At 65.9% G+C, this 20581-nt stretch carries 20 protein-coding genes and 1 pseudogene; 6 read left to right on the forward strand and 15 right to left on the reverse strand.

Annotated elements, in window-relative coordinates; translation table 11 throughout:
• Positions 1 to 32: 32 nt before the first annotated feature.
• From IY716_RS10555 to IY716_RS10570, 4 genes are all read right to left on the reverse strand, one after another.
• Positions 33 to 1187, reverse strand: a complete 1155-nt coding sequence (locus IY716_RS10555; RefSeq protein WP_218221671.1) for an SRPBCC family protein — start codon at positions 1185 to 1187, stop codon at positions 33 to 35.
• The gene (locus IY716_RS10560) at positions 1184 to 1990 is read right to left on the reverse strand and encodes a hypothetical protein (RefSeq protein WP_218221672.1); all 807 of its coding nucleotides are present in this window, start codon (positions 1988 to 1990) and stop codon (positions 1184 to 1186) included. Before IY716_RS10560 ends, IY716_RS10555 begins: the two co-directional genes overlap by 4 nt.
• Before the next feature lie 196 nt (positions 1991 to 2186).
• The gene (locus tag IY716_RS10565) at positions 2187 to 2711 is read right to left on the reverse strand and encodes a DUF3817 domain-containing protein (protein ID WP_218221673.1); all 525 of its coding nucleotides are present in this window, start codon (positions 2709 to 2711) and stop codon (positions 2187 to 2189) included.
• A 6-nt stretch (positions 2712 to 2717) separates the two neighbouring features.
• Positions 2718 to 3563 carry an SURF1 family protein gene (locus IY716_RS10570; protein WP_369699685.1) on the reverse strand — a complete coding sequence of 282 codons (846 nt, stop codon included), beginning with the start codon at positions 3561 to 3563 and terminating at the stop codon, positions 2718 to 2720.
• Positions 3564 to 3700: 137 nt separating this feature from the next.
• On the opposite strand from IY716_RS10570, the gene IY716_RS10575 reads away from it, so the two are divergent.
• Positions 3701 to 4345, forward strand: a complete 645-nt coding sequence (locus IY716_RS10575) for a VOC family protein (protein ID WP_218221675.1) — start codon at positions 3701 to 3703, stop codon at positions 4343 to 4345.
• Positions 4346 to 4376: 31 nt separating this feature from the next.
• Here the strand turns inward: IY716_RS10575 and IY716_RS14060 are convergent, their stop codons facing one another.
• Entirely contained in the window at positions 4377 to 5450 is a 1074-nt protein-coding gene (locus IY716_RS14060; protein ID WP_218221676.1) for a class I SAM-dependent methyltransferase, read from the reverse strand.
• A gap of 219 nt (positions 5451 to 5669) precedes the next feature.
• On the opposite strand from IY716_RS14060, the gene IY716_RS10585 reads away from it, so the two are divergent.
• The gene (locus IY716_RS10585) at positions 5670 to 6806 is read left to right on the forward strand and encodes a CDP-glycerol glycerophosphotransferase family protein (protein WP_218221677.1); all 1137 of its coding nucleotides are present in this window, start codon (positions 5670 to 5672) and stop codon (positions 6804 to 6806) included.
• Between the two features lie 34 nt (positions 6807 to 6840).
• On the opposite strand, the gene IY716_RS10590 is transcribed toward IY716_RS10585, so the two are convergent.
• The 6 genes from IY716_RS10590 to IY716_RS10615 all read right to left on the reverse strand — a co-directional run bounded on the left by IY716_RS10590 (position 6841) and on the right by IY716_RS10615 (position 10854).
• The gene (locus tag IY716_RS10590; RefSeq protein WP_218221678.1) at positions 6841 to 8091 is read right to left on the reverse strand and encodes an MFS transporter; all 1251 of its coding nucleotides are present in this window, start codon (positions 8089 to 8091) and stop codon (positions 6841 to 6843) included.
• A 58-nt stretch (positions 8092 to 8149) separates the two neighbouring features.
• Positions 8150 to 8446, reverse strand: a complete 297-nt coding sequence (locus IY716_RS10595) for a DUF4235 domain-containing protein (protein WP_218221679.1) — start codon at positions 8444 to 8446, stop codon at positions 8150 to 8152.
• Positions 8447 to 8507: 61 nt separating this feature from the next.
• Positions 8508 to 8906 (reverse strand): DUF3618 domain-containing protein, encoded by a 399-nt coding sequence (locus IY716_RS10600; RefSeq protein ID WP_218221680.1) that lies wholly within the window; start codon positions 8904 to 8906, stop codon positions 8508 to 8510.
• A complete protein-coding gene (locus IY716_RS10605) occupies positions 8893 to 9303 on the reverse strand; it encodes a phage holin family protein (RefSeq protein ID WP_369699686.1) in 411 nt (136 codons plus the stop codon). Before IY716_RS10605 ends, IY716_RS10600 begins: the two co-directional genes overlap by 14 nt.
• Before the next feature lie 39 nt (positions 9304 to 9342).
• Positions 9343 to 10224 carry a manganese catalase family protein gene (locus IY716_RS10610; protein ID WP_218221681.1) on the reverse strand — a complete coding sequence of 294 codons (882 nt, stop codon included), beginning with the start codon at positions 10222 to 10224 and terminating at the stop codon, positions 9343 to 9345.
• A gap of 99 nt (positions 10225 to 10323) precedes the next feature.
• A complete protein-coding gene (locus IY716_RS10615; protein ID WP_218221682.1) occupies positions 10324 to 10854 on the reverse strand; it encodes a CBS domain-containing protein in 531 nt (176 codons plus the stop codon).
• 200 nt (positions 10855 to 11054) lie between these two features.
• On the opposite strand from IY716_RS10615, the gene IY716_RS10620 reads away from it, so the two are divergent.
• Positions 11055 to 11786 carry a GAF and ANTAR domain-containing protein gene (locus IY716_RS10620; RefSeq protein WP_218221683.1) on the forward strand — a complete coding sequence of 244 codons (732 nt, stop codon included), beginning with the start codon at positions 11055 to 11057 and terminating at the stop codon, positions 11784 to 11786.
• A gap of 41 nt (positions 11787 to 11827) precedes the next feature.
• On the opposite strand, the gene IY716_RS10625 is transcribed toward IY716_RS10620, so the two are convergent.
• The gene (locus IY716_RS10625) at positions 11828 to 13414 is read right to left on the reverse strand and encodes a hypothetical protein (RefSeq protein ID WP_218221684.1); all 1587 of its coding nucleotides are present in this window, start codon (positions 13412 to 13414) and stop codon (positions 11828 to 11830) included.
• Positions 13415 to 13616: 202 nt separating this feature from the next.
• On the opposite strand from IY716_RS10625, the gene tagD (IY716_RS10630) reads away from it, so the two are divergent.
• Both tagD (IY716_RS10630) and tagD (IY716_RS10635) read left to right on the forward strand, forming a co-directional pair.
• On the forward strand, positions 13617 to 14075 hold the full coding sequence (gene tagD, locus IY716_RS10630; protein ID WP_218221685.1) for a glycerol-3-phosphate cytidylyltransferase: 459 nt from the start codon (positions 13617 to 13619) through the stop codon (positions 14073 to 14075).
• Positions 14076 to 14110: 35 nt separating this feature from the next.
• Positions 14111 to 14500, forward strand: a pseudogene (gene tagD, locus IY716_RS10635) (glycerol-3-phosphate cytidylyltransferase); the annotation flags it as partial.
• A 205-nt stretch (positions 14501 to 14705) separates the two neighbouring features.
• On the opposite strand, the gene IY716_RS10640 reads toward tagD (IY716_RS10635), so the two are convergent.
• Genes IY716_RS10640 through IY716_RS10650 form a run of 3 tightly spaced genes read right to left on the reverse strand, consistent with a single transcriptional unit; the run spans position 14706 to position 19219 of the window.
• Positions 14706 to 15452, reverse strand: a complete 747-nt coding sequence (locus tag IY716_RS10640; RefSeq protein WP_218221687.1) for a histidine phosphatase family protein — start codon at positions 15450 to 15452, stop codon at positions 14706 to 14708.
• A gap of 29 nt (positions 15453 to 15481) precedes the next feature.
• Entirely contained in the window at positions 15482 to 17236 is a 1755-nt protein-coding gene (locus tag IY716_RS10645; protein WP_218221688.1) for a tetratricopeptide repeat protein, read from the reverse strand.
• Between the two features lie 3 nt (positions 17237 to 17239).
• The gene (locus IY716_RS10650; protein ID WP_218221689.1) at positions 17240 to 19219 is read right to left on the reverse strand and encodes a tetratricopeptide repeat protein; all 1980 of its coding nucleotides are present in this window, start codon (positions 19217 to 19219) and stop codon (positions 17240 to 17242) included.
• Between the two features lie 163 nt (positions 19220 to 19382).
• On the opposite strand from IY716_RS10650, the gene IY716_RS10655 reads away from it, so the two are divergent.
• Complete coding sequence (locus IY716_RS10655; RefSeq protein ID WP_218221690.1) at positions 19383 to 20567, forward strand: ATP-grasp fold amidoligase family protein; 1185 nt, start codon at positions 19383 to 19385, stop codon at positions 20565 to 20567.
• The last annotated feature ends 14 nt before the right edge of the window (positions 20568 to 20581 follow it).

Raw genomic sequence — 20581 nt, forward strand, 5'->3', positions numbered from 1 at the left:
TGAGTGACGCGCACGATCACGTGCGCGGTGCCTCATCGGGGTTCGGGTTCTTCGTCAGCGTCTTGCGTTTCCTCGTCGTACTCGGCCTCGTCCTCGGCCGGTTCCTCCTCGGCGGGGGCCTCTTCTGCAGGCTCCTCCTCCTCGGCGTATTCGTCCTCGGCGGGAGCCTCCTCTTCAGGCTCCTCCTCCTCGGCGTATTCGTCCTCGGCGGGAGCCTCCTCTTCAGGCTCCTCTTCCTCGTAGTCCTCTTCGGTGGGGGCGTTCTCCGCGGGCTCTTCTTCCTCCGCGTAGTCGTCCTCCGCGTCGGAGTCCTCTTCACCTTCTGCGTCCGGCTCGGACTCCGCCTCAGGATCAGACTCCTCCTGCTGCTGAGCCTCTTCCTCCTCCGACTCCTGCTCGAGAGCGTCCTCGTGGGACGTCACGACTTCGCCGTCGCGGATCTCACCGCGCCAGCCCTCCACGGACTCAGGGTCCAGGATGACCTCGGTCATCACGTGGTGGACGAAGAACTTCAGTTCCAGGCGGAATCGACGGCCCACCGCGCGCCAGAGATTTCCGGTGCGCTCCATGAAGCCTTGAGGGTGATACTCCCCAATGGTGAGCATCCGGGTGAGCGTAGGCGTGACCTCGTGGAAGCTCACGCTGCCGCTGATGTGCCCCTTCTCGCCTGTGGATTCCCAGACGATGTGCGAGTCAGCGACCTGTTCGGTGATGGTTGCTTCCCAGGTGCGGTGGGACAGGAAGACCTGACCCTTGAACTTGAGCTTGACGTCATCGAGCCGCTCGACGTTCTCGACCTTCTTCATGAAGTCAGGCCAGTTCTCGAACTCCGTGAAGGCGTTGTAGGCGGTCTTGAGCGGGACGCCCACATCGGTCCACTCAACGATGTTCATGAACTTGTTGTCGGAACCGCCGCCGGCCTTGGATCCGCCGCCGAACAGGCCCTTCACCTTGTCCCCGGCGCCAGCGGTGACAGCCGAAGCCGCGGCGCTGACCGGACTCTTGCCTTCCGCCACCTTCTCGGCGCCCTTCTTGGCGCCTTCGCCCATAGAGCCTCCATTGCCGTCGAGGCGATCTGCGATCTTCTCGACCTGCTCACCCGCGGAGCTGAATGCTTTGCGACCGAGCGCCTGGGCGTAGTCGCCGACTTGGGACTTCAGTCCCCCGAAAATACCCTGATCGCTCACTTCTTGGCTCCCTGGCTCTTGCTGGAGGATGAGGCAGGCTTGCGCGTGGACGTGCCTGAAGTCGACTTACGAGTCGACGCGCCGGAGCTCGACTGCTTCCGGGTTCCGCTGGTGCTGCGCTTGGCGGGGGCCTTGGTCCCCGTGCTGGAGGAGGACTGCGACTTCGTCGTCGTCCGTTTCCGCGGAGCAGCCTTGGGCTTCTCCTGCGCTGCGGGCTTCTCTTCGGCCTCGTCCTGCGCGGGAGCCTCTTCAGCCTCGTCCTGCGCGGGAGCCTCTTCAGCCTCGTCCTCCGCGGGAGCCTCTTCAGCCTCGTCCTCCGCGGGAGCCTCTTCAGCCTCGTCCTCCGCGGGAGCCTCTTCAGCCTCGTCCTGCGCGGGAGCCTCTTCAGCTTCATCCTCCGCAGGGGCCTCTTCAGCCTGGTCCTCTGCAGAAGCGTCCTCACCTGAGGACTGCTCGTCCTCAGATTCGTCCTTCTGGGGTCCCTTCGAATCGAGGGACGCGTTGAGCTTCTCGGTCTGTTCCTGGAGCTTGCTGCTGACGGCGTCGACACCCTTCGTGACCACGGCGGTTGCAGCGCCTCGACCGGACTCGGCAAGTCGCCCGGACAGCTTCTCCTGGAGATCCTTCAACTCGGGTGAGGAGTCGGTGAACTTCTTGAACGTCTCCTGCAGCTGGTTCCGGTTCTTGAAAAGTGTGGAGCCCGATGCGGCGGCAGCCACGGTGAACGCGAGCTTCAGTTTTTTGGTACGTCCTAGTAGGTAGCCGCCCAAAAGCAGCCCGGTGACCTTCATCTTGTTGTTCACGTTGTTCCTCCCTGAAAGCGCATCCAGCACTTCGCATCTGGTCGGGAATATGTCAGGACCGTCTTCAAGCTAACCACGGCACCTGGACGTTCCCTCACAGTCTGCACGCCACAGCCCGACCAGCGAAAGCCCCTGCGGTCGGAAAAGGAGGAAGGAATCACCGGATTCGCCCCGGCACGGGCGGAACATGCGCGACTCAGTACCGCCGCACGGCCTCCGGGTTGGATTCCATGTCCCGGCGCACCTCGCGGGCGATCTTGCGTTCCACGATGAAGCTCAGGAACGGCACCACGCCGCCGAGGACGATCGTGATCAGCCGGCCGATCTTCCAGTTCATCAGATACCAGAGCCGGAATCCGGCGATGATGTAGATGACGTAGATCCAGCCGTGGACCACTGCGGTCCAATAGGAAATCCCCGTCCCGTCCACCACGGATTCCTTCGGGTAGAAGCCCAGCGTGTTCTCGGCCCCTGCGGCGGTGGTGCCACCGGCGTAGAGCTCGTAGCCGAAGCCGTAGTCCATGATCATCTTGGCCACCAGGATCAGCAGCATGATGCCGGTGGCGAAGGCGAAGAACTTATAGAACGTCAGCGAGCCCCGGATCTGCGCGGCGGTGCCGGCGAAGCGCCGCTGCTTGGGCCGCGGCGGCGCGGGCGGGATGTCGTCAGCCGCACCCGAACCGGTAGAGCCAGTCGAGCCGGTCGTCGAGGAATCAGTCATGCGTCGTCAGTCTTTCGTTTGGTTCTGCTCGCGCAGCGCGAGCTGTTCGGCCCGCCACTGCTCCTGCCATTCGCGGTCCAGCCGCGCTTCCTCCAGCTGCTTCTCGTGGTCGTCCTTGACCAGGCGCCACCACAGGTAGAAGGCGAATCCGGCGAAGACCACCCATTCCACGCCGTAGAACAGGTTCAGCCAGTTGAAGCCCGTGGCCTCGGGCTGCGGCCCCACCTCCACCGGTTCAAGAGCCGAGGACGACGACGCCGCCCCCACCTCTTCTCCAGCGCCGTTGAGCATCTCAAAGGCCACCACGAACCCGGAGTACCCGGGCTGGTCCCAGACGTTGATGAGCTCTGCTGGGGAGAGCGCCGGGAAGATCTGTGTGCCGTCGGCGGTGTACTCCCGCGGACCTGGGCCCGGAGCCTCGGGCGGCAGCAGTCGGCCGTGGATCATGAGCTCCTCCCCCGCCGGAAGCTCATCAGCGTCCGCGGGATCGGCCACCCAGCCGCGGACCACGGGGATGATGTTCTCCCCCGGGGCGTCGTCCGGCCGGAAGGCGGCGATCACCCAGTAGCCGCTCTCACCTTCTTGCAGCCGCTCCTCGATGAGCACCTGCGTGCCCTCCAGGAACTCGCCGCTGAAATCCACGATCCGGTCCGCCTCGGCCACGGTCATCGCCTGCTCGGGCTGATGGACCTCGGTGAGCGGCACAGGAGTTTCGGTGATGGATTCCGTGGGGACCGGTTCGGTCTCGGACTGGCTGAACTGCCAGGCGCTCAGCACCACGAAGACGGAGGCCAGAACCAGCGCGAGGACTAGAGTTCCGATCCATTTGGGCTGCATGGCGGTCTTGAGCACCCACCAAGGATACGCGTCGTGGACCAGGCAGGGGCGCCGTCGTCGTGATATTTCTACAATCGGTAGAAACATTTCGAATACGTATGACTTTCTCCGAGGATTTAATTCTGAACGGCACCTGGTGCCATGATTGCCCCATGATGCGCCTCGATCACGTCTCGTATGCAGTGGGTCCCGACGGAATGACAGCCACGGTGGAACGGATCACCGATGCTTTGGGCGTGGAACGCGTCCGCGGCGGCATGCATCCCCGGTTCGGCACCCGGAATGCGATCATCCCGCTGGCCAATCGGCAGTACCTGGAGATCGTCGAAGTCCTGGACCACCCCAGCGCGGACAAGGCGCCCTTCGGCCAGGCGGTCCGCAACCGCTCCCAGATGGGCGGCGGCTGGATGGGCTGGTGCGTGAGCGTCGATGACCTCTCCCCCTTCGAAGAGCGGCTGGGACGCAAGGCCGTGCCGGGCAACCGCAAGTTCCCCGACGGCCAGGAGCTCACCTGGCAGCAGATCGGCATCAAGGGGCTCATCGCCGACCCCCAGGTCCCCTACCTGCTGCGCTGGAACGACGGAACCGACGAGCTGCACCCCTCCCAGGCCTATCCCCCAGAGGCTTCGCTGACCAGGCTGAGCATCGCCGGATCACCCGACCGGGTCACCGAATGGCTGGCCTGCCCGAATGTGGACCCCTTCGAGGATGTCGACGTGGAGTGGATCGCCCCCTCCGGCACCCCGGGCATCATGTCGGTCACGTTCAACAGCCCCAAGGGCAGTGTCACCATCTGAGCTGCGGAGAACGCCCCTCGCCGGTTCTTGATCACCGCCCCGCTGCGCCACGCGTCAGCACTCCGAGCCGGCTGAGACCCCTCTCCTGCGGGATGAACTCTGGGAAGCGCGTCCGCCAGGAATCCAGGATGTCGGCCTCGTCCTTGCGGTTGGTGTCATCGAGGATGATGGTCGCCTCCGGCGAGAGCCGGTCCCGCAGCACGGGCAGCGCGGGGAATCTCGCTTTGGGACCGGTGGCCTTCGGCGGACCGTCGATGAGCAGCAGGTCGACATCCTGCAGGTCTGAGAAGGCATCGACGTCGTACCAGTTGAACGTCTCACCCTCCACCTCGATGGCCCGCAATGGCGCCAGCCGCAGGTCGACGGTCTCGCTCAGACCATGTCGTTCCAATCCCTCCCGGGTCTTCGTCGCATAGGACTCCAGGTGGTCGATCGAGACCATCTCGATGCCCAGCTCCCGGCAGAGATAGCCCACCCAGATCGTGGACGTCCCGCTCCCGATCTCGACAATGCGGGTGGGGCGCTTGGAGCGGACGAGATGCAGCAGATGCAGCAGGGACTGCGCATCCAACGCAAAGCCGCCCGTCGGTGGCATGGGGACATCGGAGGAGACGGGGCGGGGATAGAGCTGAAGCAGTGATTCCATCTGGCGCACCACATTCTCGTTCCCACGGCGGGTGCTGCTGAGGCTGTTCTTCTCGGCCTCCTGCACGCGCTTGCGCAGAGCCACGAGATGCTCGCGGTCCTGCGCGGCCGCACTGGCCCAGGCCTTCGTGTTGGATCGGAGGTCCGTGACCTGTGACCGCACATCGGTCAGCGCCTCATCTGAGGCCTTGTGCTTCTTCGAAGATGCGTTCAGGAGATCCTGAGTGTGCTGATCGGCCCGCTTATTGGTGAGGGACAGACGCCGCATCTCCTGGAGCAATGCATTCTGGACCCGAAGGACCATCACGCCCAGAGCTGCCACTGCGCCGAGCACGGCTGCTCCAGGCACCCACACCTCCGGGCCCGTGCCTGCCACGACGAGCACGGCCAAAGCCACCACCAGCACCGCAATGACGGCGATGGCCTGATTCTTCGATATTCCCAGCAAGCGGTCCTCCACTCTCGTTCCATGACTCGGCCTCTCCCGAGACTTCCCTGCGTGCTGGCGGAAGCCTCCATGATGACCGTATCCTCTCCGGGGTCTGACCGACAGAGGCCCAGATTGCTCCTCAATGAGAGCGGTAGGTGATGGTTTCTCTGGTCTGAGATATGTTTGGTGGAGAAACTGATTGGTGTTCACCCATTTCTTCTGGATGGACCCTTCACCTCGAGGAGCAGAGTGATCAAAGCGGCCTTGCCTCATGCGCTGAGCGTCCTGACGCTCGGCGCTCGGGCGATCTACGCCGGCATGAAGCTGCTCCCGGTGCAGAAGAAGGTCGTGCTGATCACCCGCGAGCCGCGGCAGATCTCGGCGGATTTCGAGCTCCTACAGGAATCCCTGAAGCGCAAACACCCCGAGCACCGAGTGCTCGTGATCAAGCACAATAAGCTCAGCCCCAGCTATCTCGGCCGCGCCCTGCGCGAGATGTATCACCTGGCCACCTGCGACGGTTGCCTGGTGGACGGCTACATCATCCCGGTGAGCATCCTCAATCACCGCAAGGACCTGAAGATCGGCCAGATCTGGCACGCCCTGGGCGCGATCAAGAAGTTCGGCCACCTGGCGTCGGGTCGCCGGGAGGGTCTGGCCCCGCGAGTCGCCAACTCCATCCGCATGCATGAGAACTACTCGTTCATCTGCGCCTCCGGCAGCTACACCGCCGCGACCTACGCCGAGGCCTTCGGGGTCCCGCCCGAGATGGTCCAGCCACTGGGCATGCCGCGGGTGGACTACCTCCTCGACGACGCCGGCAACGCTGCCCGCCGAGCGCGCATCCTGCAGCACCACCCCCAGCTGGCCCACGGCAAGACCGTGATCTACGTGCCCACCTTCCGCCGCGGCCAGCAGGTCTCCTACCTGGAGCTGGCAGCAGCGTTCGACGGCGAGCTCGGCAACCTCGTGATGCTGCCGCATCCGGCGGACCGGACCCCCGTGCCGGAGTCCAACGGCGTCATCATCGGCACAGGAGACTTCGGGATCCTCGACTGGCTCAGCGTGGCGGACGTGGTCATCACCGACTATTCGGCGATCACCTACGAGGCCACCCTGCGGGACATCCCGCTGGTGTTCTGGCCCTATGACATGGACTACTACCTCAAGGCCCGCGGGCTCGCGCTGGACTACTTCGCCGAGGTTCCCGGACCGATCGCCACCTCTGCTGCGGAGGCGGTCTCCCTCGCCCTGGAGCTGGAGGAGACGGACTACAACACGTTCCGCTCCCGCCACCTGAACTTCGTCACGAACCCTGACGGGTCGCTGCCGGAGGAGAACCCGCGCTGCGCGGACCGGATCGTGGACGCGCTGCAGCTGAGGTAGCGGCGCGAGCCGCCGACGGCGCGAGGCCGTCAGCTCAGTCCCGTGGGCGCCGTGGCGTCCCCTGCCGGACGTCGTAGCGGCCGTGGAGCAGCCAGTAGACGACCATGGCCGCGAGGATGAGCCCCGCGCAGGCGCCGTACATGAAGCGGAAGCCTCCGAGGTCGGCGAGCGGGCCCAGCAGCAGCGGAGAGAGCCCGACGCCGCTGTCCATGAAGATCAGGAACGTGGAGAGTCCGATGCTGACGCGGTGGGCCGGCACAGCTGAGGCGATTGTGGCCTGCAGCACCGGCAGCAGCGAGCCGTGCCCGAACCCGGCCAGCACCGCGGAGAGCAGCACCACGGTCTCATTGGGCGACCAGGCCAGCAGCGCCATGGCGCCGAAGAACATCACCACGGTCGGGTAGATGACGGTGTTGTCGCCGTAGTAATCGTGCAGCCGCCCCACGAAGAGCCGGGTGATGAGCACGACGGCGGCGAAAATGACGAAGTACAGGCTGCCCACGTTGTCCATGTTCTCGCCGCGGGTGAAGCTGTCCAGAAAGGTGATCACCGAGGCGAAGCCCACGGAGAGCATCATCCCGACCAGCGCCACCGGGATCGCTCGGCGTTCAAAGATGTCTCGCGGCTTGAGCATCAGCCGTCGTCGCAGGGTCTGCTGAGTCGGCGGCATCTCCGGAAGCCGGATCCACAGTGCAAGCACGAGCGCCAGCGCTGCCAGTGCACTGGCTGTGATGAACAGGGCGGGGAAGCCGAGGGATTGGCTGACCTGGATCCCGAGCAGCGGTCCCAGCGCCTGCGGCAGGGAGTTCGCCACCAGGTAGTAACCAGCACCCTCGCCGCGGCGGGAGGGCGGGATCAGCGTGAAGACTCCCGCGTTCAGTGCAGTCTGACCGAAGCCGAAGGCCGCACCCTGCACCATCCTGACCAGGATCAGCACCGCGTAGCTGTCGACGACGAGATAGGCCACCGAGGCCAGCACGAAGAAGACCAGGGTGACCAGCACCGTGCGACGGCGGCCGAGGAAGTCGACGTACTTGCCGGCGAAGACGCGGGAGACCAGCGCGCCGACCACGAAGGCGGAGGCGGCGAATCCGGCTGCGGTCTGCCCGACGGAGAACTCACTGGCCGCGTAGACCGCCATGCCGGTGACCAGCATGAAGAAGACCATGCCGAAGCACAGGTTGATCCCGATGGCCAGCAGAAAGCTGCGGGTGAAGAGGGTCTGCGAGCTGCCAGGGCCGTCGCCAGGCTCTGGGGAGGCGGGTTGGGATCTGGAGCGACTCACCCGATGAGTCTGCCATGGTTCGCATGCTCAACCACAACGTCGTTCAGGTGCCGGACACTCAGTCCCCCGGCCACGTTCCGGTCGCCTTCTGGAACACCCAGGCTCCGCCGCGGTCCACCAGGGCCTTCGCGAAGGCGAAGATCGATCCCTGGATGGCTGCGGCGAGCAGAACCTCACCGAGGTTGAACTCTGACTGCAGGGCCTGGGGTGCGGCCTTGCCATCGTTCTTGGAGCCCCATTTCCAGACCTTCTTGAATACCGCTCCCGCGACCGCGCCGGCGATCAGGCTGTTCACCAGACCGATCGGGCGGTAGACCGCCTTGGCCGCTGTGTTGCTGGAATCCTTCTTGCTCATCGAATATTCCTTCCTTGTTCGTGTGCAGAGAAACGCGGTCCAGGTCCGCCTGTTTGGGTCGTCAGCGTCTGGGCCAGCAGATCGCGACGACGGTCGCTACGGCACCGGCCGCCGTCACCCCGAGCCATGCGTTCCGAGTGGGTCTCCCCCGCTCATCCGTGACGCGTCCCCTGGCATCGGTGAGATACGCCGCGACGTGCTCACGAGCCTCGTCACGCTGCTCCACGAGGCGGCTCTTCGCGACCTGCACCTGCTCACGCGCCTGCTCCTTGACGTCGAGCTTGCCGGCGAGCGCACCGACGGTCTCGCCGAGTTCACGCCGGGTGCGCTCGAGGTCCGCCTCGAGTTCTGCCACGGAGGCGTCCTTGGGAGGTTCCGGAGTGTTCACAACCGGGCGCTCGTGTTGGGCTGCTCGAGTCGAGCGCCGCGTCTGCGGATCTTCAGGATTAGGCGTGGTCATGGCGGGCGTGCTCCTTGAGCTCGGCTACATCTCGGTTCACGTTGGTCACGGTCCGCTCAGGGACGGGTGAGAGGTCCTTGACCTTCTTCTTCCCCAAGAGTGCCGCAATCGCGGCGCCGATGAACAGCACTGCTGTGACGATCAGCCCGGCGGCCCAGGCGGGCAGCACCACTGCCAGCCCCAGGATCGCCGTGGCGATGAGCGCTCCGAAGCCGAACCACGCCAGGATACCTCCTGCGCCGAGGTACCCAGCGCCGATCCCGCCCCGCTTGGCCTTCGAGGTGAGCTCCGCCTGTGCAAGTTTCAGCTCGTCCCGGATGAGCCGCGAGGACTGTTCCGAGAGACGAGTCATCAACTCGGCGATGGACGGTTCGGTAGATCGTTCGGTTTGGCTCACGTGGTGTCCTTCTTCTTCGGGATCGACATTGCGCGCTCTCTACTCCTTCTTCAACTTGTCCTGCACCGCACCGGCGGTCTTCTCTACGGAATTGGGAACCTCTGTCGTCCCGTAGAAGCGAGCATCCGGGTGAGTCGGAGGCGGCATCGGCACACCCTGGGGCGGAGTCTCCACGTAGCTGAACTCGCCAAGCCCATCCGGGCTCGGCCCTGAAGCCCAGGAGCCTTCGGCCATGGACTTACCGTCGGAGAAGTTGATCGCCTGGTAGGAGAACTCCCGGTGCTCCTTCTTGATCGGGAAGTTACTCGGCACCGGCAGCTGCTCCACACCAGAGTCCTGCAGCTCACGAGCCGCCGCCAGCCACTGATTCTGATGGTGGGTGTCCCGCGCCAACAGGAAAGAGAGCAGGTCACGCACACCGGCGTCGTCGGTCTGATGGTACAGACGTGCGACAGCGATGCGTCCGTGCATCTCTGCACTGATGTTCGAGGTGAAGTCAGCCAGCAGGTTCCCACTGGCGGTCACGTATCCGGCATTCCACGGGTTGCCGTTGCTGTCCACCGGTCGGGCGCCCGCACCGGCCAGGATCGCGTCCTGGACGTCCATCCCTCCGACGACCGCGGCGACGGTCGGGTCACTCTGCACGGCGTCGTCGGTGATCCCGTGCGGCGCCTTCTCCAGAAGTTGAGCCACCATGGTCGCGAGCATCTCCACATGGCCGAATTCCTCGGCCGCGGTGCTGAACAGCAGGTCCCGGTACTTGCCGGGGATGTGCGCGTTCCAGGCCTGGAAGCTGTACTGCATGGCCACCGTGATCTCTCCGTACTGACCACCGATGACTTCTTGGAGCTTCCGCGCGTAGACCGCGTCAGGCTTCTCAGGTGTGGCGTTGTACTGCAGGGCCTGCTTATGCAAGAACATGGCTTTCTCCGGCTCAGTTGAGGGTGAGGTGTGTCAAGCAACTGCTGCAGCGCTGTACGCGCCTGGGGTCCTCTGGGTATGCAGTAAGACCAAAGTGGATCAGACCACCTCTTTTCCATGCGCAGAGGAAGACCGCTCGCTCGCGGAAGACCCTCCGCTGACGATGCCCAGCGCGTCGAAGATGGAGACGGGCTGCTCCAGACACCAGGTGAAGACGTCATCCTGGTGCAGGATTCCCACTGCCTGCCCCTCTTCGAGGACCAGGAGAGGTTTGACGTCACCGTCGCGGTACCGCCCCAGGACACTCTCGATGGACTCCTCGGGCGTGAGGAATTCTGCTGGGGACTGCACCAGGCAGGCGCAGCGCCGGCGCTTCCACCGTTCGGGCTCCTGGGCGGCCATCGCCGCAAGCGCAGACTCGGTGATCAGTCCCACTGGCTGGTGGGAGAGATCGAGCAGGAGCACCGGGGCCTCGGTGCCGATGACCAGACCTGCGGCGTCTTCCAGGGAATGGGTCACCGTGATAGCTCGTTCGATCGGCAGCATCAGGTCGCGGACGGTGGCCGTGGCGGCTCGTCTGCCGCGTCCGGTGGATGCCAAGGCGGCGTAAGGGGCTGGCTGACGTGACATGGACTCCATGGGTATCCCTTGCGTGGAGAAACAAGAGCCCTTTGGCTGGAGCTGATTTGAGCGTACCTCAAGACGACGCACACTTCGATACCCCCGGCGGTTCCCAGTATTTTCCGCGCTGTGACACCATTGATTTTCAACGACCACCCGCATTGCGGCGGTCTCCATCAGAAGCCACATCCTGACGGAAGGAGCTCCCTATGGACGTCTCTGAGACCACACACGATCTTGCAGCGGAGCTGACCCAGGTCCTGCTGAAGGATCACGATGTGCCTGCTGTCCTAAAGTCGATCGCAGAACTTGCTGCGCAGCAGCTCTCCGGTGATCGGACGATCCTTTGCGGCATCATTCTCAAGCGCGCCAAGCGCAACACGGTGGTCGCCACCAGCTCCGCCGAGGCGCAGCAGATGGACGAGCATCAGGCCGGCTTCGACGAAGGACCCTGCCTGGAGGCGCAGAAGACCAACAGTGTGATCAGCGTCCCCGATGTCCGTTATGAGCAGCGGTGGCCGAAGTACATGACCGAGGTCCGCGACCACGGACTGCACACCATCCTGGCCGTGCCGCTGCGGGTCGGGACCACCTCCACCGCGGCGATGAACTTCTACGCCCGGGAGACCGACGCGTTCACCGAGGCCGAGATCGAGATCGCGAAGCACTACACCGCGGTGGCGTCCCAGGTGGTCGCCATTGCGCTGCGGATCGCCCGCTACGCCGATGACGCGGAGGACCGTCGCACGGCGATGGAGTCCCGCACCGCGATCGACCTCGCCGTAGGCATCATCATGGCGCAGAACCGATGCAGCCAGGAGGAAGCGGTGGAGATCCTCAAGGCGGCCTCCAACCACAGGAACATCAAGCTGCGTGAGCTCGCCGAGCAGATCACCACTGCTGTGGGCCAGATGGCCCCGGCCACCAGCTTCGAGCCCTGAGCCGACTCCAGCCGGGCACGGCGGCCTGAGCCGAGGCCGGTCTACGTGGTCGGGTAATGCCCGCGCTCGGAGATCTCGAAGCCGTTTCCGGTGAGGGCGTTGTAGCAGGAGACGCGGTCATCCAGGGAGACGCAGGCCATGAAGCCGTCGGTGGCCGCCTGATCGATGCCGAGGGTCTCGTTGCCCTCATCATCAACCGGGTTCCCGCAGTCCAGCGCCGCGGCAGCGTCCACCTGCATCAGGTAGGTGGTGCCCTCGTCACAGCCTTCAGGGGCCACGTATTCGTGCTCATAGGCGGTGCAGCGCAGACCGTCACCGAACTCGCAGGCGATGTTCCCGTCCGGCGTGACGAACGAAGACATGGTCGCCGCACCGGAGATGGAGATCGAGCGGTTGACCCAATCCGTGCCCACTGAGTCCATGGTCTCGGTGGCGGCGGAGGAGTCCGCGCCGTTGCGCGCACCCTGGAACACGGTGGCGGCGTAGACGCTGGAGCATTCGGACTGCAGGTCCGCGAAGGTCTCTTCCATCATGGTGGCGTCCTCGCCGGTGAGCGCATCACCCTCGGCGCCCAGGGCGAGGAAGTCGGTGACGCGCGAGGCATCCTCGGACTCCGACTCGCACGTAGAGTCTGCCGCGAGCGTGGACACAGAGGTCCGCGCCTCAGCGAGCGCCTCCTCAGAGGGCCCCTCTTCCGCAGTGGGCTCCTCGGAGGGCTCTTCCTCGGCGGAGGCTTCTCCAGACGGCTCCTCTTCGGAAGTCGATTCTTCGGAAGCGATGGGCGCGGGCTCGGCGACCGGCTCGTGCTCGTCGCCGAGAGTGGTGAACAGCAGCGCACCGATCCCGAGGATGGCGACCAGTGCCAGCGCTACCCCGGCGAGGATCTTGGCTCCGGAGCCCTTGCGCTTGGGCCGTGACTGCTGCTCAGGCGCAGCCTCATACCGCGCAGCGGGGTAAGCCCCGGTCTCCGCCCCAGCCGACTGCGCAGCGGGATACGCCACGGGAGCCGCGGCCGCTGGCGCCGCGGAATAACGGGGAGCGGGTGCTGGCGCGGGACGGCTGCCCAGCGGTTCGAAGCTCTGCGCCTCGGCAGACTCCCCCAGCGGAGGCGGGGTGGGGTGATCGGCAGGCGCAGGGTTCACCGAGTAGTTATAGGAGTCCGGTTCCGGCTCAGACGCCGGCTCAGGTGTGGGCGCAGAGGCTGAGGCAGCAGATGGGCTCGCGGCCGCAGCAGGCACCCCGAGGATCTCTGGCTCATGCGGCTCAGCCAGCGGCTCCTCCACCGGTTCCGCCACCGGCTGTGCCGGGAGGTTCGCGGTCTCTTCCTGATGCACCGGGATGTCATCGGTGCGGGGATCCCACATCTGGTGCAGCGGATCGGTCTCTGCGGGGGAAGCAACAAAGGGGCCCGAGGCGACGTCGGGACGCTGCGCGATCGCGGCGTCGATCGCGGGATCTCCGAGCTGACCGAGGGCCTCAACGAGCTCGGCGTAGGCACCCGGGTTCGCCGCGACGGCGGGGCGAAGCTGGGCATGGTGTTCGGCGATCCAGTGCAGCATCTCCCAGTCGGTGCGGGGGTCTGAGGCGAGTGCTGCGAGATCATCTGGGTCAGGGGTGTTGGTGCTCACCGTCCCCAGCATACGTCGAGGTTCGGCCCGCAAGCCAAGGCGGAGGACCAGCTCAGCGCACGGGCCTGCACGCGAAGATCCTCAAGTGCTTCTTGAAACCTGGTGTTTCGCTGAGCTTGTTACTATGCGCAGGATGGGTATAACAGCCCCGGGCCACATTCGTTCGGCGGCGCGCTGACAGGTTAGGAGAAATGACGCGATCATGAAGCGCATTCTCACGTACGGCACCTTTGACCTCCTCCATTGGGGTCATATCAACCTGCTTCGGCGCGCACGAGCGCAGGGTGACTACCTGATCGTCGGCGCCAGCACCGACGAGTTCAACACCGCCAAGGGTGCCCGCCGGCCCAGCTATCACCAGTTCGAAGTCCGCAAGACGATGCTCGAGGCCGTCCGCTATGTGGATCTGGTCATCCCCGAGGAGAACTGGGAACAGAAGGTCGAGGACATCCGCCGCTTCCACATCGACACCGTGGTGATGGGTGACAACTGGAAGGGCTCCGAGCACTTTGAGCACCTGCGCCGCTTCTGCGACGTCGTGTTCCTGCCGCGGACTCCAGGGTTCTCCACCTCGCAGATCCGCCGCGACCTCCTGGTCGACGCCGTGGGCCGCCCCGCTGAGGTCACCGTCGTGGACGATTCCCGCATGGTCTCGCTCTGATCGTGGACCTACCCGCCGCGAAGGACTGCTGAGCGATGCGCCGCGTCCTGACCTATGGCACCTATGACCTGCTGCACTGGGGCCATATCCGCCTCCTCCAACGCGCCAAGGACCTCGGGGACTACCTGATAGTGGCGCTGAGCACCGATGAGTTCAATGAGCTCAAGCCTGGCAAGAAGCCCAGCTATCACTCCTATGAAGTGCGCAAGATGATGCTGGAGTCCATCCGGTTCGTGGACATGGTCGTCCCGGAGACCAGCTGGTCGCAGAAGGTCAACGACGTCCAGGACCTCGACGTCGACGTGGTCGTGATGGGCAGCGACTGGGAAGGGTCCCCACGGTTCGAACACCTGCGTGATCACTGCGAACTGATCTACCTGCCCCGCACCGAGGGAACCTCCACCAGTCAGATCCGTCGGGATCTGCTCTTCGAAGCCATCCAATACAAGGCCGAAGCCGAAGCGGAGGAACAGGGGCACCAGCGTCAGGAGACGGCTCGGTTCGCCCCCATCCGCGACGACGAGACCCGGTTCCCCCCACCTCCACGCCGCCACTAGATCGGCGGCACTAGATCGGCGCCGCCGAGAGGACCCCTCAGGGAAAACCCGGCTGGAAAGAAGTCCGAGTGAGTCAGGCCAGGCTGCCGAGCACCTCGGGCGAGAGGTTGAACATCCGCAGCTTCGCATGGGCCCGGATCTGTTCATCGGTGAGCGCGCGGATCGCCTCAGCCTCCTGCTCCGAGCTCAGCGATTCATCCAGGCCACCCTTGGGCAGCGAGCTGCTCAGCGGCCCGCCATGCAGCGGCACATCGATCACACTGATGGCCCCGGCGGTCACCGAGATCACCCGGGTCCGGTCGATCAATCCCAGCGCTTCCAGCAATGCCTTGATCGAGGTCCCATGCGAGACGACGACGGCGGTGCGCAGCGGGTACTTCTCATCCGCTGAGTGCGTGGCCGGGGCGTCTGCGGCGGCTCGCACCACGTGGAAGAAGGCAGAGCTCATCCGCTCCACCAGCGCCTCAGGGGCTTCCCCGCCGGGCGGTGTCCCTTCCCCGGATTTCCACGCCTTGTACAGCTCCGGGTACTGCTCCTTCGCCTGGGCGGTTTTCATGCCTTCCCACTCCCCCAAGTGCTGCTCCGCGAATTCCGCGATCACCTCGGGGGCATAGTCCAGGCCGAACTCAGCGAAGGTCTGCGCGGTGCGCTCCAGCGTGGAGACGTACCCTCGGGCGGGGTTCTGCGAGCGCACGTAGCGCCCTGCCGCGCGAGCCTGGGCCCGCCCGGATTCGGCGAGGTCAATCGAGGATTGTCCCTGGAGCCGGTGGGTCTTGTTCCACTCGGTCTCGCCATGGCGGACCAGCAGGATTCGAATCACGGTGTCATGTCACTTTCAGTCAGAGCTCGTCAGTGCAGCCCGGAGCTGCGTTCGAGTCGGTCCAGGTACTCAGCCTCTGGCAGATCCAGCACCTCCGCGGCGACCCCCTGCGGGTTCAGAACGCCCGTGGCGCAGAATGCCTGCATCAGCCGTCGCTCGAACACCAGGTCATGGACCATCACGATGTCGTTCAGCGGGGAATGTGGGCCGAAGCCGCTGTGCGTGCGGTACCCGGCTGGGTAGCTGCGTTCCCCGGCGTAGAAGTCCGCGCCGAACAGCGCGATCTCCGCCGGAGCGAACTGGAGCAGGTCATAGACCATCCGCTGGAGCCCCAGCGAGGTCCCACGGAAGTAGAGGCCGAACTCGCTGCGGGTGAAGCGCAGCCACTCGGGCTGCTCCTCCACGAGCGTCGCGTAGAAGGGTCGCGCCACCGCGAGCCTCAGGGACCCTGCGGCCACCGACTCTGCTGCATCTCTCCACATGGATCCGAGGTCCCGGCCGTTGTAGTAAGCAATATCGGTGCGGGTGCCGCTGCGCCGGGCCTCCTCCGCAGAGACAGATCCACGCGCTCGGGTGCGCACCACCACGTCATAGGAGTCGATGAGCTCGCCGCAATGCTCCTCGGTGGCGGCGGGCCCGACCACGGCAACGCGCTTCCCCTGCACCAGGCCCAGCATGGCGTCATCCCCGGGCAGCGGGAACTCGGCCCGGCGCGCGGCGGCGTGGGCCTGGAGCGGGCCCGCGTCGCCGGAGAACAGCGCGACGTCGGCGCGCAGCTTCGCGAGCTGGAGCCGGCTCAGGTCAGTCGCCGCGTCCACCGGCGGCCGGGCTGCGGCGCGTGTCGCCTTCGCCAGCTCCCCCAGCTGCGCGTAGCCGCCCAACAGGTGCTTGAACCAGAGCGGGGACTCCAGCGGGATCCCGCCGAGCTCCTTGATCCGGTTCCTCGCCATGGCGTCCCGCAGAGCTGCCGCCACGCGGAAACGCCGCAGGAACTGCAGCCGGACGATCAACACTTCGAGCAGCAGCTGATGCAGCCGGTGTGCCGAGCCGGCCACCGCCTCCAGCGCTGCCTCGGCCTCCGCGATGCACTCCTGAGTCGGCTCCTGGGTGAAGAGCGGCTCCACCTGGGCCCAGAAGGACGCCTCGGCCAGCGGACCCCGGCCGGGCTTCAGCTGCGCGGCGCCGGCCCAGATCAGCGGCCAGTCGAAGGTGGAGCGCGCGCCGGCGTTGATGATGCCCTCCACGGCGCGCAGATCATTCGGGTTCAGCTCCAGTGCCCGCTGGTAGAGCTCAAGTGCGTCCTCGAACCGGGCGATATAGGGCTTCCGATAGGCGGCCGCCAGGGCGACCATCTTGGCAGGCGTCGGGTCCGCGGTCACGGCAGCGCCCATGAACTCCAGTCCGCGCGTGGTCTCCCCTGCGGCGAAAAGCGCGCGGCCCAGCCTCCATTGCATCGTGGGGTCGGAGGGGTCTGCGGCGTGGCGGCGTTTCGCGAATGCCAGCTCCTCCGCCGAGCGGACCCGGCCGGAGATCAGTCCCGCGATCGGGTCATAGACCAGCCCGTGCTCGCCGTGGTCGTCGGTGTGGACGGCATCACTGAGCATCTGGGCCAGCAGACCGCGGTAGGAACCGGACTCCTCGTCCTGCGTCCCTGGCCGGATCCTGGCCGCGGCGCCGTGCACCGCACGCTGACCTCCGGGAAGCTCCGACACCCGGCGGGCGCCGTATTTGATCACCGCGGCTGCGGCGATCTTCACCCGCAGTCCATGCAGACTCAGCGCCATGGCTCAGGCAGTCCGGGTGGTCAGCGCCGAGGAGGTCTCCAGGCGCGCGATGTACTGCTCCTCGGTCAGGGCGAGCACCTCGGCGGCCACGCCGTGGGCGTCCAGGATCCCGCTGGCCGCCATGGCCTTGGTGAGCCGGTGTTCGAAGGCGAGGTCATGGGCGAGGACCACCTCGTTGACGATCGAGTACGGCCCCATCTGCTGATCCTTGGCCGGACGGTAGCCCTTGCCGAAGGCCTTCTGCCCGCTGAAGAAGTCGATGTTGAAGAGGCTGACCTGCGCCGGATCGAACTGCAGCACGTCGTAGAGAATCCGCCCGATCCCCATGGGCGGGCCGTGGAAGCCCAACGAGTAGTCGTGGCTGTAGAAGCGCAGCCAGTCCGGGAGATCCTCCCCGGCGGAGGCCCGGCTCAGTCCACGCCCGATCACCATCTGCAGCCGGCCGGCCTCCACCGCAGCTGAGGCCTCCTCGCGAAAGTCGTCGATGTCGCGGCCGGAGAAGTAGGCAATGTCGGTGCGACTGCCCAGCCGGGCGCGCTGCTCCTCGTCGAACTCCGTCATCAGCCGGGGTCGGATGATGACGTCATAGCTGTCGATCAGCTCCCCGAGCCGGTCCCCGGTATCGGCCGGGCCGACGACGGCGATTCGCTTGCCCCGGATGAGCGTCTCCATCTGGGTCTCTCCCGGCAGGGGCAGCTCGGCGCGGCGCTGCGCGGAGTACTCCTGGTAGGGCGTGAGGTTGCCGCGGATCAGGTGGGTGTCCGCGGCCATCTTGCGCAGCCGCTGGCGGTCCACCTCCTGGTGCGGGGTCCAGGGCATGGGTTCGATGCGCTTGAGCGCCTCGTCCTCACGGCCGAGGTAGATCAGCGCGGAGAGCAGCTTCTGCCGGTGCCGCGTGTGCCCGGCAGAGTTGGTGCCCAGCCAGGTCACCGACCGCTGGGCCAGGTCGCGGCGCAGCGCGAAGGAGCTGCGCATCCGCTGCAGGAACTGGAGCCGGTAGACGATCAGCGAGGTGGTCGGCCACGACAGCCGCAGGCCGACGGCATGGGCGGCGTCCAGGGCCGCAAGCGCCTCATCCACCTCAGCCTCGGATGGAGCGGCGGTGAAGAGCTCGCGCAGGGTGCGCGCCAGGTCCAGCTTCGCGGCGGTGTTGCGGCCCCGGGACGCTTCGAAGAGTTCCGCGCTGCGCCAGAGCCGCGGCCAGTCCTGGTCGGCACGGCAGCCCATGATGATCACGCCGCGGAAGGCGGTGGGGCTGGTGGGCTTGAGCTGCAGCGCCTTCTCATAGGCGTCCAGCGAGCGGTCGTAGTCGGCGATGTGCGGCTTGCGGTAGGCCGCTCCCAGGTCCGTCCACCAGGTGGCGCGGTTCTGCCGCTGCAGGGCGCGCTCCATCAGATCCAGGCCGACGGCGGCGTCGCCGTGTTCGAATTCCAGCTCGCCGCGTTCATGCAGGACGAAGGGGTTCTCCGGGTCGAGCTGCTCGGCGCGCGCGAGTGCCTCCCGGGCTTCCTCGGTCCGCGGCAAGGGGCCCTCGACCAGCCCGGCCACCGGGTCATGGACGATGTGTCCGCCGGTGGCGCGCAGCAGGGACCGGGCCAGCGCGACCCAGCGCAGCGCGACCTCGGGCTCCAGCTGCACGGCCCGCTGGCGCATGGCGAGCGCGGCGCCGTACTTCTTGAGCTTGAAGTACTGGAAGGCCAGGCGCTCCAGCTTGTCCGCGTCCTGCACCGTCGCGATGTCCAGCCGATCCAACACCGCCGAGGCTCCGCGCGGGTTGGCCTCCAACAGCACCGTGGCGGCCTTGTCCTGGAAGCCCCCGAGGGAGGAGCGCTCCCCCGTCATGGCCGTCTCCAGCTGTGAGGGCGCGACGCGTGAGGTCGCGAGGACCGCCCGGGCCAAGGCGCGGTCGACGCCGGGGACAGCGGTGGCAGCGCCGACGGTACGTCGACCGAATTCAGCGGCGAGGACTAGTGGTTTCAGCATCGCAGGCGAGTCTACTCAGCACAGGCCCACATGCGAGGCGACACGAAGGGTCAGCCCTGTAACCTGGGGTGAGTCCTCACCAGCGCCGGTGCCAGCTCCCGATCCCCGCCCGCCAGCTCGTCGAGCTGACTCTTGACGATGTGGAAAGAACCGGAAGACGCCTATGACACTCGAGAAATCCGCACGTGAGTCGCCCTTTCTGAGGTTCGCCAACGCCGAGTACCGCCGGCGTGGCACCCAGCTCCGCCGGGACCTGTCCAATAAGACCTATGTGCACAGCCTGCTGGAGCACAAGACCCTGGGCGGCGCCCGGCTCGGTCTGCCCACGCAGCACGCCGTCCTGCATTCCACCGAGGAGATCACCGCTGAGGTGCTCGGGGACCGGGTGGCGCTGAAGTTCGCGCACGGCTGGTCCGCCAAGGGAGTCATGCTGCTCGAGCGGGTCGGCGAGGACCGCTATTTCGACAATATGGCCCTGCGTGAATGGACTCTCGAAGAGATCCGGGAGAAGCAGCAGGCGGTGGCCGCGAAGTTCACACGGAAGGACCCGGCCTGGATCGTCGAGGAGTTCCTCCATGGGGCACAGCCGGGGACGGTGCCCTTCGATTACAAGTTCTACGTGTTCCAGGGCCAAATTGCGATGGTCGCCCAGATCGACAGAAACACCTCGCCGCCCCGGATGGTCAAGCTCGACGGCGATTTGAAGCCCTTCTCGGTGGGACGCGACTACTTCCTCCGGCTCAAGGACATCCAGCCGGGGGCGCCCGTGGTGCCGCGCTCCGCGGTGATGCTTTCCCGCTGGGCCATTGAACTCTCAAAGATGACCGACGCGCCGTTTGTCCGCGTGGACCTCTATGACACCGTGGACGGGCCCTACTTCGGTGAGTTCACCTTCTCCTCCGGGGCCGAGGTTCGGGGAACGGTGACGTACAGCGACGACATGCTTGCCCGGTTCGATCACCTGTTCCTCGAGGCGCGGAAGCGGCTCAACGGCGAGGAGGCGGAGCCGCTCACGGGCTGGAGCAAGGCTCTGCAGGACACCGAGGATGAGGTGCTCGCGTCCTACCCGCTGATCGGTCTGACGGCCTATCAGCGCTTCGCCCACTTCCTCTACAACCGGGGCAGCCTCGGAGGCTTCCGACTGGCCGAGGCGCAGAGCGCGTTGCTGGAGAGCGGTGAGGCCAGCGCCATCAACACCTACCTGTGTGAAGCACACATGGCAGCAGGACGCCGCGCGAGAGTGAAGACCGCTCCCCTGGTGCCAGCACTGCTGAGAGTCGGCCGCAAGGTCTACCGGAAGCTCCGGCAGGTCCGGGCCCAGAAGTCCACGGATGCCAGCGGGACCTAGAGGCTCAGACGTAT

Origin of the sequence: Nesterenkonia sp. Act20, from assembly GCF_019173455.1 — a bacterium.
GTDB lineage: Bacteria > Actinomycetota > Actinomycetes > Actinomycetales > Micrococcaceae > Nesterenkonia.

What these genes read in the sequence shown, in the direction of transcription:
- IY716_RS10565 (WP_218221673.1), bottom strand. Translation starts at nt 2,711, where the DNA reads ATGACTGATTCCTCGACGACCGGCTCGACTGGCTCTACCGGTTCGGGT.
- IY716_RS10575 (WP_218221675.1), top strand. Translation starts at nt 3,701, where the DNA reads ATGATGCGCCTCGATCACGTCTCGTATGCAGTGGGTCCCGACGGAATG.
- IY716_RS10595 (WP_218221679.1), bottom strand. Translation starts at nt 8,446, where the DNA reads ATGAGCAAGAAGGATTCCAGCAACACAGCGGCCAAGGCGGTCTACCGC.
- IY716_RS10600 (WP_218221680.1), bottom strand. Translation starts at nt 8,906, where the DNA reads ATGACCACGCCTAATCCTGAAGATCCGCAGACGCGGCGCTCGACTCGA.
- IY716_RS10610 (WP_218221681.1), bottom strand. Translation starts at nt 10,224, where the DNA reads ATGTTCTTGCATAAGCAGGCCCTGCAGTACAACGCCACACCTGAGAAG.
- IY716_RS10615 (WP_218221682.1), bottom strand. Translation starts at nt 10,854, where the DNA reads ATGTCACGTCAGCCAGCCCCTTACGCCGCCTTGGCATCCACCGGACGC.
- IY716_RS10620 (WP_218221683.1), top strand. Translation starts at nt 11,055, where the DNA reads ATGGACGTCTCTGAGACCACACACGATCTTGCAGCGGAGCTGACCCAG.
- tagD (WP_218221685.1), top strand. Translation starts at nt 13,617, where the DNA reads ATGAAGCGCATTCTCACGTACGGCACCTTTGACCTCCTCCATTGGGGT.
- IY716_RS10645 (WP_218221688.1), bottom strand. Translation starts at nt 17,236, where the DNA reads ATGGCGCTGAGTCTGCATGGACTGCGGGTGAAGATCGCCGCAGCCGCG.
- IY716_RS10650 (WP_218221689.1), bottom strand. Translation starts at nt 19,219, where the DNA reads ATGCTGAAACCACTAGTCCTCGCCGCTGAATTCGGTCGACGTACCGTC.
- IY716_RS10655 (WP_218221690.1), top strand. Translation starts at nt 19,383, where the DNA reads ATGACACTCGAGAAATCCGCACGTGAGTCGCCCTTTCTGAGGTTCGCC.